This is a genomic window from Plantactinospora sp. A48, assembly GCF_055793945.1.
In genome coordinates, this window is the sequence record NZ_JBTIXF010000007.1 from 82,659 (window position 1) to 95,741 (window position 13,083).

General features: G+C 73.6%; 11 protein-coding genes. 9 read left to right on the forward strand and 2 right to left on the reverse strand.

The window, feature by feature from the left end; genetic code table 11:
* Nucleotides 1–36: 36 nt before the first annotated feature.
* Nucleotides 37–582: a plasmid pRiA4b ORF-3 family protein gene (locus tag ACXN5W_RS06075; RefSeq protein WP_473157147.1), complete on the reverse strand. Its 546-nt coding sequence runs from the start codon at nucleotides 580–582 to the stop codon at nucleotides 37–39.
* Nucleotides 583–729: 147 nt separating this feature from the next.
* On the opposite strand from ACXN5W_RS06075, the gene ACXN5W_RS06080 reads away from it, so the two are divergent.
* The gene (locus ACXN5W_RS06080; RefSeq protein ID WP_473157209.1) at nucleotides 730–1,599 is read left to right on the forward strand and encodes a pyrimidine reductase family protein; all 870 of its coding nucleotides are present in this window, start codon (nucleotides 730–732) and stop codon (nucleotides 1,597–1,599) included.
* A 16-nt stretch (nucleotides 1,600–1,615) separates the two neighbouring features.
* Here the strand turns inward: ACXN5W_RS06080 and ACXN5W_RS06085 are convergent, their stop codons facing one another.
* Nucleotides 1,616–2,632: a CapA family protein gene (locus tag ACXN5W_RS06085; RefSeq protein ID WP_473157148.1), complete on the reverse strand. Its 1,017-nt coding sequence runs from the start codon at nucleotides 2,630–2,632 to the stop codon at nucleotides 1,616–1,618.
* Nucleotides 2,633–2,870: 238 nt separating this feature from the next.
* Between ACXN5W_RS06085 and ACXN5W_RS06090 the strand changes: the two genes are divergently transcribed.
* From ACXN5W_RS06090 to ACXN5W_RS06125, 8 genes are all read left to right on the forward strand, one after another.
* Nucleotides 2,871–4,634 (forward strand): ATP-binding protein, encoded by a 1,764-nt coding sequence (locus ACXN5W_RS06090; RefSeq protein WP_473157149.1) that lies wholly within the window; start codon nucleotides 2,871–2,873, stop codon nucleotides 4,632–4,634.
* Nucleotides 4,635–4,644: 10 nt separating this feature from the next.
* On the forward strand, nucleotides 4,645–5,964 hold the full coding sequence (locus ACXN5W_RS06095) for an exonuclease SbcCD subunit D (protein WP_473157150.1): 1,320 nt from the start codon (nucleotides 4,645–4,647) through the stop codon (nucleotides 5,962–5,964).
* Nucleotides 5,964–8,435 carry an AAA family ATPase gene (locus tag ACXN5W_RS06100; RefSeq protein WP_473157151.1) on the forward strand — a complete coding sequence of 824 codons (2,472 nt, stop codon included), beginning with the start codon at nucleotides 5,964–5,966 and terminating at the stop codon, nucleotides 8,433–8,435. Before ACXN5W_RS06095 ends, ACXN5W_RS06100 begins: the two co-directional genes overlap by 1 nt.
* Nucleotides 8,436–9,452: a hypothetical protein gene (locus ACXN5W_RS06105; protein WP_473157152.1), complete on the forward strand. Its 1,017-nt coding sequence runs from the start codon at nucleotides 8,436–8,438 to the stop codon at nucleotides 9,450–9,452.
* A gap of 118 nt (nucleotides 9,453–9,570) precedes the next feature.
* Nucleotides 9,571–10,428, forward strand: a complete 858-nt coding sequence (locus ACXN5W_RS06110) for a spermidine synthase (protein ID WP_473157153.1) — start codon at nucleotides 9,571–9,573, stop codon at nucleotides 10,426–10,428.
* Between the two features lie 25 nt (nucleotides 10,429–10,453).
* A complete protein-coding gene (locus tag ACXN5W_RS06115) occupies nucleotides 10,454–11,185 on the forward strand; it encodes a sigma-70 family RNA polymerase sigma factor (RefSeq protein ID WP_473157154.1) in 732 nt (243 codons plus the stop codon).
* Nucleotides 11,182–11,970 (forward strand): anti-sigma factor family protein, encoded by a 789-nt coding sequence (locus tag ACXN5W_RS06120; RefSeq protein ID WP_473157155.1) that lies wholly within the window; start codon nucleotides 11,182–11,184, stop codon nucleotides 11,968–11,970. Before ACXN5W_RS06115 ends, ACXN5W_RS06120 begins: the two co-directional genes overlap by 4 nt.
* Before the next feature lie 369 nt (nucleotides 11,971–12,339).
* On the forward strand, nucleotides 12,340–13,020 hold the full coding sequence (locus tag ACXN5W_RS06125) for a COG4315 family predicted lipoprotein (protein WP_473157156.1): 681 nt from the start codon (nucleotides 12,340–12,342) through the stop codon (nucleotides 13,018–13,020).
* Nucleotides 13,021–13,083: the final 63 nt, after the last annotated feature.

Consider the following 13,083-nt stretch of genomic DNA (forward strand, 5'->3'; position numbering starts at 1 on the left):
ACGGTGATCCATATCAGCTGTTACGGGTTTTCCGCATCAGCTCATTCGCCGTGCCAAGGTGGTGACGCGAGTGGCGTCGAAAGCCGACGGATCGAAGGTCCGACCGACCCAGCCGCGAAGCTCGTCGCGCTCCGGATCGGCCGGGTCCGCCAGCGCCGCGAGGAGCCGGCGATATCCGGGCGGGCCGCCGACGTCCTCGGGCGGACCCGCCCGCGCGCCGTCCAGACAGACGGGGTAACGCTCGTCCGGGTCGGCCGCCAGCACCTCCTCCACCACCGCGTCGTGCTCCCACCAGTCCCCGAAGTCGTAGGTGTAGCGGAACCGGCCGCCCTGAGCCGTCACCGCGTCCAGCCGGTGGTCCAGCTCGTCCCGCACCAGCAGCTCACCGGCCGGGTCCGGCACGCCGTACGAGATGCCGTCGATCTCGAACGAGTGCAGGTGGCAGTCGTGCCAGCCGAAGACGTGCTGGAAGACCCGGTGTACCCGGTCCAGCGTGTAACCCCCCGGGATCAGCACCCGGCGCCAGATCGGCGGCGAGACCCCCGCGAGGGACACCCTGAGTTGATAGACCTGACGGGGCATGCTCCCCCACCCGAGGACATAGGCTGCCGGCATGATCTGCCGAGCGTGCCGGGAGAGCCGGCACGACGACTGCCGGGGTCGCAACTGGTGCGACTGCCAGCACCGTACCCCCGCACCCACGCCTCCGGTCACCGGTTCGGCCGGCGAATGACGGCCGGGACGGGCATCCGACGCGGTTGGCCCGAACCGTCGACCACGCCGCTGGACGACGCCGCGCTCATCGCCGGGTACGGCCGGACGGACCGGCCGACCCTGCGGGTCAACTTCGTCAGCAGCCTGGACGGCGCCACCCACCTGGCCGGCCGCTCCGGCGGGCTGTCGTCACCGGCCGACAAGCGGGTCTTCGGGCTGCTCCGGATGGTCAGCGACGCCGTCGTGGTGGGGGCCGGCACGCTTCGGGACGAGGGCTACGGCCCGCTGCGGCTGGGCACCCGCCAGCGGGAGTGGCGGGTCGCGCGAGGGCTAACCGAACACCCCACCCTGGTGATCGTCTCCGGGACGTTACGACTGGACCCGGCGGCCCCGATGCTGGCCGAGGCGCCGGTCCGACCCGTGGTGCTGACCACGGTGCGCGCCGTCGCACCCGCCGGGCTGGACCGGGTCGCGGACCTCATCCGGTACGACGCAGGCCCCGAACCCGGCGCCCGACCCGTCGCCGGGGCCGGCGGCGGGACCGACGTTGTGACCAGCGGCGGGACCGACGTTGTGACCGCCGGCGGGACCGGTGCTGGCGGGGGGACCGGCAACGGCAGCGTCGACCTGATCGCCGGCCTGGCCGAGCTGCGCCGACGGGGGTACGGGCAGTTGCTGTCCGAGGGCGGTCCGCAGTTGTTCGGTTCGCTCACCGCCGTCGACCTGGTCGACGAGCTGTGCCTCACCCTCAGCCCGCTGCTGACCGGACCCGGCGCCGGCCGGATCACCGCCGGACCGCCCGGACCGCCACGCGGGATGGCCCTGCGCCAGGTGCTCACCGCCGACGACGGCACCCTGCTGCTGCGCTACACCCGGGACCGGTGAAAGGAAGGGCACCTTGTTATCGCTTTTCGTATAGGAAGGGCCCCTTCTTAACATCCCCCGAGTCCGCCGGCTGGGCAGCCACCGACGCCAGCACGGCCTCCGCCGAGGCGCCGTCCAGCAGCCGTACCTCGTTGTCCTGGCCGCGCCGGGTGACGCGGACGGTGACCCGACGTAGTCGGCGGTCCTCGATCTCGCAGTCCAACAGCAACCCGTCCAGATACCGACCCGCCATCGCCGGCCAGTCGAACACCAGGTTGCCGAGGCTGTAGCAGATCGGTCGCCCGGCGTGCGTCTCGATGCCGCCCACCGAGTGGGGGCCATGCCCGATGACCAGATCGGCGCCGGCATCCACCGCTGCCCGGCCGATCTGCCGCTGGTAGTGGCACGGGGGCTGGTTCGCCACCCCCCAGTGACAGGAGACGACCAGCACGTCGCACCGGGCGCGCAGCGCCGTCACATCGACCACCATCCGGGCGAGCTGATCCGGGTACGCCTCGGTGAGCACCGTCGGCGGTCGTCCCGGCACCTCGGCCACCCGCGGGTCCGGGGCGTACGAGGTGGTTGCGCGGATCGTCGCCACCCCCGCCACGCCGGGGCCAGCCGCGTGGCCGTACGGAAAGGCGATCGAGGTGTACGCGAGAAAGCCGAACCGGGTCCCGGCGCGCTCGATCGACAGCGGCCGGTGTGCGGCCTCGAGGTCGGTGCCGGCCCCACAGTGCCCGATGCCCACGGAGTCCAGCACGGCCAGGCTGGCCAGCATCGAACCGGCGGGATAGGTGACATTGTTGGCGCAGCTCACCCCGTCGATCCCGGCGGCGACGAGCGCCTCGACCATCCGCGGGTCTGAGTGGTTCCAGCCGGGCTTGTGCGGAATGTCGACACCGTCCGGCGAGGGTGGCGCCAGCGCTCCCTCCAGGTTGACGAACCGCACGTCCGCCCCGTCGAGTACCGGTCGCAGTCCCGCGAACGCCGCCGCCGGCTCGCGCCGGCGCTGGAGGTTGACGTCCCCACCGAGCACCATCCGTTGCCGCATCCGACCGACCCTAACGACCGCCACCTCGGCGGGCGGCACTCCGACTGCGGCCAGCACTTCGGCTCCAGCGCGTGACGTCTGGCCACCGGAGTGTTAACAGGGGGCCCTTGCTATACGAAAAGCGCTAACAAGGTGCCCTTCCTTTCACCGAGCCGGCCGCGTCGCTTGGCGTCGGGTCGTACCGGTGGGGCAGTATGCAACAGGTGTGCGATGACCATGCGGACGGAAGGTCGACGCGATGACCGACGAGGCCACCACCGGTGAGCCCATGGGCGAGGCGGTCGGCCGGGTCCTCGGCACCGCCGACGCCACCCCGTTGCAGTTCTGGACGGCGGTCGCGCCCGGCAGCTATCTGCAACTGGACGACGTGGTGGTGACCCGCCGTGAGCTGCCGGACCGGGAGCCGGTGCTGATCGCCGGGGTGGTGACCCAGGTCCGCGCGCGGCACGAGGGTGCCCAGTTCGACTCGGACGTGTTCGCGATCGCCGACGGCACGCTGCCGGCGATGGTGCAGGAGGCGGCCGAGGTGACCACCACCCGGGTCGACCCCGAGCTGTACGTGCCACCGGAGCCGGGCGCGCCGGTGTACCGCGCCGAGGGTGACGCGCGGGCCCGGGCGCTGCACTTCGACCGGATGGACCGTCGGGTGCCGATGGGGATGGGCCGGGACGGCGTACCGGTCTACCTGAACGCGGACTTCCTGGACGGCAGCCGGGGCGCGCACGTCTCCATCTCCGGCATCTCGGGCGTGGCCACCAAGACCAGCTTCGCCACCTTCCTGCTCTACTCGGTGTTCCGCTCGGGCGTGCTGGGCGGCGACGCGGTGAACGCCAAGGCGCTGATCTTCAACGTGAAGGGCGAGGACCTGCTCTTCCTCGACCACCCGAACGCCCGGCTGGACGGTCCGACCACCGCCGCGTACGCCCGGTTGGGGCTGCCCGCCGGGGCCTTCTCGGACGTGCGGGTGTACGCCCCGCCCCGCGCCGGCGACTCCTCGGGCACACCCGACGTGACCAGCCGACTGTCCGGGGTGGACAGCTTCTACTGGACGCTCACCGAGTTCTGCGCCGACCGGCTGCTGCCGTACGTCTTCGCCGACGCCGACGACGAGCGCCAGCAGTACACGATGGTGGTCCACTCGGTGGCCGCGCACCTGGCCCGGTACGCGCAGCCGGCCGACGGCGGGGTGAGCATCGACGGCGTCCGGCTGAACTCGTACCCCGATCTGGTGGACCACGTCGTGGCGCAGTTGTCCGACGACGAGACCCGGGCCGACTGGGCGGGCAGCGCGGTGGGCCTGGGCACGGTGAACGCGTTCGCCCGCCGGATGATCAACAGCAAGCGGGACCTGTCCCGGTTGATCCGTGGCGATCTGGCCACCCGCCGCCCGCACGCGATCAACACGACGGCCAGCGCCCAGGTCACCGTGGTGGACCTGCACAACCTGCCGGACCGGGCGCAGCGGTTCGTGGTCGGCGTGACGCTGAAGACGGAGTTCGAGCGCAAGGAGAAGGCCGGCACCGCGAAACCGCTGCTGTTCGTCGTGCTCGACGAGCTGAACAAGTACGCCCCGCGCGAGGGCTCCTCCCCGATCAAGGAGGTGCTGCTGGACATCGCCGAGCGGGGCCGGTCGATGGGGGTGATCCTGATCGGCGCGCAGCAGACGGCCAGCGAGGTGGAGCGGCGGATCGTGACGAACTCGGCGATCAAGGTGGTGGGCCGGCTGGACCCGGCCGAGGCGTCCCGCCCGGAGTACGGCTTCCTGCCGCCCGCCCAGCGCCAGCGGGCACTGCTGGCCAAGCCCGGCACGATGTTCGTGAACCAACCGGACATCCCGGTGCCGCTGTGCCTGGAGTTCCCGTTCCCGGCCTGGGCGACCCGGGTGGCCGAGGCCGGCGCGGCGCCGTCCGAGACGCTGCGTTCGATCACCCAGGCGGCCGACCCGTTCGCCGTGGTGGGCTCGCGCTCCGGTGGCATCTCCGACGACGACATCCCGTTCTGAGCGGGTCGGCATGAAGATCCTGCACACCTCCGACTGGCACGTCGGAAAGGTCCTCAAGGGGCAGAACCGGACCGCCGAGCACATCGCGGTGCTGGCCCAGGTGGTCGAGGTGGCCCGCGCCGAGCGGCCCGACCTGGTCATCGTGGCCGGTGACCTGTACGACACGGCCGCGCCGAGCCCGGACGCCACCCGGCTGGTCACCCGGGCCCTGTCGGCGCTGCGCAACACCGGCGCGGACGTGGTGGCGATCGGCGGCAACCACGACAACGGCGCCGCCTTGGACGCGCTGCGTCCGTGGGCCGAGGCCGCCGGCATCGTGCTGCGGGGCAGCGTCCGGGAGAACGCCGCCGACCACGTCATCGACGGGCGCACCGCCGGGGGCGAACCGTGGCGGCTGGTCGCGCTGCCGTTCCTGTCCCAGCGGTACGCGGTGCGGGCCGTCGAGATGTACGACCTGACCGCCGCCGAGGCGACCCAGACGTACGCGGACCACGTCGGCCGGCTGCTGGGCCGGCTCACCGAGGGCTTCGACGAGCCCGGCCGGGTCCACCTGGTGACCGCGCACCTCACGGTGGTCGGCGCGCAGGCCGGCGGCGGCGAGCGGGAGGCGCACACCGTGCTCGGGTACGCGGTGCCGGCGACGGTCTTCCCGACCGGCGCGCACTACGTGGCACTCGGCCACCTGCACCGGTCGCAGCAGGTGATCGGCCCGTGTCCGGTGCGCTACAGCGGCAGCCCGCTCGCGGTGGACTTCGGTGAGGAGGAGAACGTTCCCTCGGTGACCATCGTCGAGGTGGGTGCCGGGATGGCGGCCCGGACCCGCGAGGTGCCGATCACGGCCGCCGCCACCCTGCGTACGGTGCGGGGCACGCTGGCCGACCTGACCCGGCTCGCCGAGCGGTACCGCCCGACCGAGGGAAACGAACCGACCGGCCCGGCCGGCGCCGGGTCCGGGGACGACGGGGCCGCTGACGGGTCCGGGGCCGACGGTGCGGAGGCCCGCGTCGACGCGGCCGGGTCCGACGGCACGACCGGGGACGACGCCACGGCCGCCGCCGGTGGGCCGGAGCCGGCCCGGTGGTTGCGGGTGTACGTCCGGGAGACCCCCCGGGCCGGGCTGCGCGAGGAGGTCCAGGAGCTGCTGCCGAACGCCCTGGAGGTGCGCATCGATCCCGAGCTGGTCGCCGCGGCCGGTAGCGGCGCCCGGACCGCGCAGCGGGCCGGGCGGTCACCTCGGCAGCTGTTCGGCGACTACCTGGACAGCCGGGGCGGCGCCGAGGACGGTGTCCGCGAGCTGTTCGACGAGCTCTACGAGGAGGTCGACCGGTAGTGCGCCCGCTGCGACTTGATCTGGCCGGTTTCACGGTCTTCCGCGAGGAGACCACCATCGACTTCACCGACGCGGACTTCTTCGCCCTGGTCGGGCCGACCGGTTCGGGCAAGTCGACGGTGCTGGACGCGATCTGTTTCGCGCTCTACGGCCAGGTGCCGCGCTGGGGCAGCAGCCGGGGCATCGGCAACGCCCTCGCGCCGTCCACCGCCGAGGCCCGGGTCCGGCTGGTGTTCGAGTCCGCCGGCGCCCGGTACGTCGCGACCCGGGTGGTCCGGCGGGACGCCCGGGGCAACGCCAAGACCGGCAACGCCGGCCTGCAACTGATGCCGGCCGGTTTCGACGTGACCAAGCTGGACACCGGGATGAGTCCGGACGACCTGGGCGAGGTGCTCGCCGGCACGCCGGCCGAGATGGAACAGGCGGTCCTGGAGGCGGTGGGCCTGCCGTACGACCAGTTCACCAGCTGCGTGGTGCTGCCACAGGGGCAGTTCGCCGACTTCCTGCACGCCAAGCCGGCCACCCGGCAGCAGATCCTGGTCAACCTGCTGGGCCTGGGCGTCTACGAGGAGGTGCAGAAGCGGGCCACCGGCCGGGCCAGCCAGGCCGAGGCGAAGCTCGAGGTGATCGACAAGCAGCTCGCCGGCCTGACCGACGCCGACGACGCGGCCCTGGCCGCCGCGCGGGAACAGGTGACCGCGATGACCGGACTGGTCGAGGCGGTCGGCGCCGCCGCGCCGGAACTCGCCGCCGCCCGGGAGGCGGCCCTCGCCGCCGAGACCGCGCTGGCAGCGCTGGACGCCGAGGTCGCCGAGCTGGACCGGATCCGGCCACCGGCCGACGCCGGCACGCTGGCCGCGGCGGTCACCGCCGCCCGGACCGCCGCGGCGGAGGCCACCACGGCGGTGACCCTGGCCGAGGAACGGGAGGAGAAGCTGCGCGGCGAGTTGGCCGCCGCGGGCGATCCGGCCGCGCTGCGGCTGCTGGTGCAGGCGCACGAGGAGCAGGACCGGCTGTCCGGCGAGGCCGCGCAGTTGCGTACCGCGCTGGCCGAGGCGCAGCGCGGGCACGACGACGCCGCCGCCGCGCTGGCCGAGGCCCGACGGCACGCCGAGCGTACGGTGGCCGAGCTGGAGGATGCCCGCCGGGCGTACCAGGATGCCCAGACCGCGGACCGGGCGGCCGCGTTGCGCGCCCACCTCGTCGCGGGCGCGGCGTGCCCGGTCTGCGCCCAGCCGGTGTCCGAGGTGCCCGACCTGCCGGCCGGGTCGACCGTGGCCGCGGCCCGGACCGCCGGCGAGGCCGCGCGGGCCGCCGCCGACGCCGCCGCCGAACAGGTACGTCAGGCCGAGCGGACCGCCACCGACGTGGAGCGGGCCGCCGAACGGGTCCGGGTCCGGCTGGAGCACCTGGACGGGCAGCTTCACACGCTGGCCGACCGGCTGGCCGACTCCCCCGGGCCGGCCACGCTGCACCGGGAGCTGGACGCGCTGGCCGGGTTGCGCCGGGAGGTGGACGCCGCCAGCGGTGCCGTGCGCGCCGCCCGGGAACAGGCCCGCCGGGCCCGGGCCGACGCCGAGGCGGCCGAGGAGCAGGTCCGCGCCGCCTGGCGCCGCTTCGACGCCGTCCGCGACGGGCTGGCCCGGTACGCTCCCCCGGCCGCGGACCGGGACGACCTGGCCGCGGCCTGGAGCACGCTGTGCGACTTCGCCGGCGCCGAGGCGGACCGGCGGCGCGCTGACCGCGAGGGCGCCGACCGGGCGGTCCGCGACGCGCACGTCCGGGTGACGGCGCTCCGGGAGGGCATCGACACGCTCTTCACCGCGCACCGGCTGACCGCCGGGGACGATCCCGCCCGCACCGCCGCGGTGGCCGCGGAACGGGCCCGGGCCGAGCACCACCGGATCGAGGAACGCCGGGCCCAGGCCGGTACGCTGCGCGAACAGCGCGCCGAGCACGAGCGCGCCGGCCGGGTGGCCCGGGCGCTGGCCGGGCACCTGCGGGCCAACAACTTCGAGCGCTGGTTGCTGGCCGAGGCCCTCGACCTGCTGGTGGACGGCGCCTCGCGGATCCTGCGCGAGCTGTCCGGCGGACAGTACGACCTGGTCCACGACAAGGGTGAGTTCTTCGTGATCGACCAGCACGACGCCGGGCTCCGGCGGGGGGTGCGGACGCTGTCCGGCGGGGAGACCTTCCAGGCGTCGCTGGCGCTGGCGTTGGCGTTGTCCGAGCAGTTGGCGGGGCTGTCCACCACCTCGGCCAGCCTGGAGTCGATCGTGCTGGACGAGGGCTTCGGGACCCTGGACGTGGCCACCCTGGACACGGTGGCGGCGACCCTGGAAAATCTCGCGGCCCGGGGGGACCGGATGGTCGGTCTGGTCACCCACGTGCCATCGCTGGCCGAGCGGGTGCCGGTGCGCTTCGAGGTGCGCAAGGACGCGCGTACCGCCCGGGTCGAGCGGGTCGGCTGAGTGGGCGCGGAGTTCTTCGTCGACGCCTGGGACCCGGCGTACGGCGCGTCCTTCGAGGCCCCCGCCGGGCCGGCCACGCCGAGCAGCGCCCAGGTCGAGCCGGACGTGGAGCTGCCGGCCGCCGCCTGGCGCCCGCTCGACGTCCGTCCCGACGTGCGCGCTCCGGACGTGGTCCTGATGGTCGACGGGGTACGCCGGATCGACGCGGGACTGTGGACCCGGGAGGACGACGGCACCTCGTACCCGGGGCTGGCCGCCTCGTACGCGGCCGGCGTGGTCCGCTGCGACCTGCGTCGGGGGGTGGCCGAGCTGGCCGGCGCCCGGGTGGCCCGGGGGCTGTTCACGGCGAGCCCGTCGGCGGACGATCTGTGGGCCGGACGGATCCACTACCCGGTTCACCGGCTGCGCCCGCCGGGCGAGCAGAACAAACTGCCGGCGGCCGTGCAGGGTCCGCTGACCGCGCTCGAGGTGGAGGTTTCCGGCGCCGCCCGCGGTGGTACCGGGCCGGCCGCAGCAGGCGGAGGTGTCCCGCCCGCGGTCTCCGACGATGGTCCCGACCTGCTGGTGGTGGACGGTCCGTTGCGCAACCGGCGCCAGCTGCCGCGCACCATCGGGTACGTGAAGACCCAGCACAGCCAGTACCTGGACGCCCGGCTCACCGCCGTGGTCACCTCGCTGGCCGCCGGGCAGCGCTCGCCGGTGTTCCATCTCGGTACGGCCTGGGGTGGCTGGTCGTGGTACCTGCGGCTGCCCGGGTCGGTGGGCGCGCCGTGGGCCGGCATCGTCCGGGTGGAGTGCTCCCCCGATCTCCCGGCCGACGAGGCGATCGCGTTGGCGGACCTGTCCCTGGTGACGCTGCCCCGGTTCGCCTCCACCCCGTACAAGGACCCTCGGGCGCCACAGAACCTCGTCCCGATCGCCGGGTTGGAACGGCGGCTGCGGGGCCTGCTCGGGGATGCCCGGTTGCTGCACCGGGCGCTCACCATGGCCACCGCCCGCACCACCGGTCGGCGCTGACCGGCCCACCCCGAACGCCGTCGACCCGCGCTGGCGGCCCGGTGCCGTTAACAGGGGACCCTTCCTATACCGAAACCGATAACAAGGTGCCCTTCCTTGCTTCGGCATACTGGGCGGCATGGCACGCAGGCGGGCGGACGACCGGGTGGTCGCGCAGGTCGACACCGGCCGGGCCGAGCTGGTGGCGGACCGGGACCGGCCGCGTTCGTACACGCTGCTGCTCGACGGCGCGCCGCAGTCGCATGTCGATCTGGCCGACCCGACCCACCTGGAGTTCGAGTACGTCCGGCGGATGGCCGCCGCCATCGACCTGATCGCGCCCGCCGGGGACCCGCTGCGGGTGCTGCACCTGGGCGGCGGAGCCCTGACCCTGCCCCGGTACGTCACGGCCACCCGGCCCGGCTCGACCCAGCGGGTGGTCGAACGCGACGGTGCGCTGGTCGAACTGGTCCGCGCCCACCTGCCGTGGCGGCCCGATCCCCGGCTGCGGGTCCGGGTGGGTGACGCCCGCGCGGTGCTGGCGACCGTCCGGGACGCCGCGTACGACCTGGTGGTCTCCGACGTGTACGCGGGTGACCGGACGCCGGCGCACCTCACCTCGGTGGAGTTCGCCAGCGAGGTGGCCCGGGTGCTGCGACCCGACGGGACGTACCTGGTGAACGTGGCTGACGGGCCACCGCTGCGGCACGCCCGGGGCCAGGTGGCGACGGTGTGTTCGGTGCTGCCCCGGGCCTGCCTGGTGGCCGACGCGGCGGTGCTGCGCGGCCGGCGGTTCGGCAACCTCGTGCTGGTGGCGGGCCGCACCGATCCGCCGGTGTCCGGCCTGTCCCGGCGGGCCGCTGGCGACTGGTTCCCGGGCCGGGTGCTGGCGGACACGGAGCTGGACCGGTTCACCGGCGGGGCGCCGGTGGTCTCCGACGCGCGGGCCCGGCCGTCGACGCCGCCGCCGGCCGGAATGTTCGGCGCGACTCGTTGATCCGAGCCGCCGCCTCGTCCGTACCATGTGGCGGCGCCGCGGGTCGCGGGACGACGCCACCTGGCCAGGACGGGAGAACGGGATGTACGCGCTGGCGGCGGGCTGGCAGGGCGGCATGTTCGCCACCGCGGAACGGCGTCCGGTCCAACAGTGGACACGTGTCGACGGAAAGGCCGCGGGCGGCGATGATGACCCGGTGACGCCACGATCGGCCGCGGGCCGGCACTCCGCCGTGTCGGGAGAGATGACCCATTCCGAGGATCTGGTCCGCCGGTTGTACGAGGAGCACTCCGGTCCGTTGCTGTCGTTCGTGCTCCGGCTCACCGGCGGTGACCGGCAGCGGGCCGAGGACATCGTGCAGGAGACCCTGCTGCGGGCCTGGCGCAACGCGCACCGGCTGGGCGCGCAGGGCCAGGCGTCACTGCGGCCCTGGCTGGTGACCGTCGCCCGGCGGATCGCGATCGACGATCATCGCAGCGAACGGGCCCGGCCGACCGAGACGTACGACCGGGACCTGGAATCGTTCGCGGAGGCCGACGACACTGAGCGGGTGTTGCGGACGATGACCGTCGCCGACGCGCTGCGGGCGTTGAGCCAGCCGCATCGGGAGATCCTGATCTCGACCTACTTCCGGGGCCGGACGGTGCCGGAGGCCGCCGAGGAGTTGGGGCTGCCGCTCGGCACCGCCAAGTCCCGGGTCTACTACGCCCTTCGCGCGCTGCGGGCGGCACTGCAGGAGCGGGGGGTGACAGAATGAGCCGCGCCGATCACTGGGATGTCGCCTCGTACGCGCTGGGCGTGCTCGACCCGCAGGACACCGAGCGGTTCGAGGAGCACCTGGCCGGCTGCTGGGTGTGCGCCTCGGAGTTGGAGGGACTGCTGCCGGTCGTCGACCTGCTGGGCGAGGTGGACGCCACCGCGCTGCCGCCGGTGGAACGGGCCCCCGCCGACGACGTCCTGCTGGACCGGATGCTGGTCACCGTGGCCCGGGACCGGCGACGGTCCCGACAGCACCAGGTGGTGGCCATCGCCGCTGGTTTCGTGGTGCTGGTGCTGGCGACCGGCGCGGCGCTGGCCGTGGGCCGCAATTCGGCCCAGCAGCCGATCGCCGGGCCGAGCACGCCGGCCGCGACGGTCACCGTGCCGTCCCCGGCGGACAGTTGGGTCAACGGCGCTCCCGGTCCCGGCTTCGGCGGTCCCGACCTGGAAGGCGGCCAGAAGCTCACCGCGACCGACGACAGCACGGGAGTCCGGGCCGACCTCATCCTGGCCTCGAAGCCGTTCGGTACGCAGTTGTCGTTCGCGCTGTCCCGCCTGCCCGGACCACGCCACTGCCGGCTGGTCGTGCTGCGCCACGGCGGTGGCGCCGAGGTCGTCTCGACCTGGACGGTGCCGGTCCAGGGTTACGGCACCGCAAGCCAGCGCATGCCGTTGATGCTCCAGGCCGCCACGGCGGTGCCCCGGGAGGACATCGACCGGGTCCAGGTGCAGTCGGTGGATGAGCGGGGCATCGCCACCCCGCTGGTGACCGTCCCGCTCTGAGTTCCGCTGCGGCGTTCCGCCGGCCCGCCCACTGGGCCGCCGGCGGGACGCCGTCGCCGCCGACCGGGCGTTTCCCACCGGCCCCCTCCGGCGCATTTCCAGCCGAGCGTTCCGGAGGCACCGGGATCGGCGTTCGAGCCGGCACTTCCGCCGCCACTTTCCGTCAGCGTGGGACAACTGTCCGGCCATTTCAGGCGCCCATGGTGCGGCTCTTTCCAATTCGGGACGAGAGGCGCCGTGAACCCTTATACGCAGCAACTGCGGACGTGGTTCAACAGATTCTTGTGACTTTGTCCACTGTCTATCGACTCATCCGCGGGACCGGCGCCCGCCGTACCTCGTGACGACCTGACAATCGAAGGAGGGCACGTGGCACTGATCAAGCGATCCGTCATCGTTGCCGGCGCCATGGTTTCTCTCACGGCCTGCGCCCCCGCCGGATACAACGCCAACAACGGCACCAACGACACCCAGCAGGTGGCCAACGAGGCCGCCGCGGCGCCGGATCCGTCCGCCTCCGCGTCGCCGGAGGCCGAGGCCGAGGCCGAGGGTACCGGCGCCGCCCCGAAGACCCAGAACGTCGCCCTGACCGAGAAGCTCGTCGCCAAGAAACTGCCCCGGATGGGCGCGGTGGTGACCGACCAGAAGGGTTGGGTGCTCTACCGCTTCGACAAGGACTCCGCCAAGCCGCCCACGTCGAACTGTGTCGACGCCTGCGCCCGGGTGTGGCCGCCGGCACTCACCGACGGCAACACCGAGTTGCAGGGCGTCAGCGACGACAAGATCGGGACGATGGACCGGCCGGACGGCACCCGGCAGCTCACCGTCGGCGGATGGCCGGTCTACCGGTACATCGGTGACAAGAAGCCCGGCCAGTGGAAGGGCCAGGGCGTGGGCAACACCTGGTGGGTCATCACCCCGGAGGGCAAGAAGAACCTGACCTGCGTGCCGAAGACCCCGCCGAAGGCCGTCGCGCCCCCGCCCGCCGAGGACGGCGGTTCGGGTGACGCGGGGTCGAGCGACTCCGGCGGCTCGGGCTACTCGTACTGATCCGCCGCGTGCCGCCGGCGACGGCCGATCATCGCCATCCCGGCGAAGGTCGACCGTCGCTGG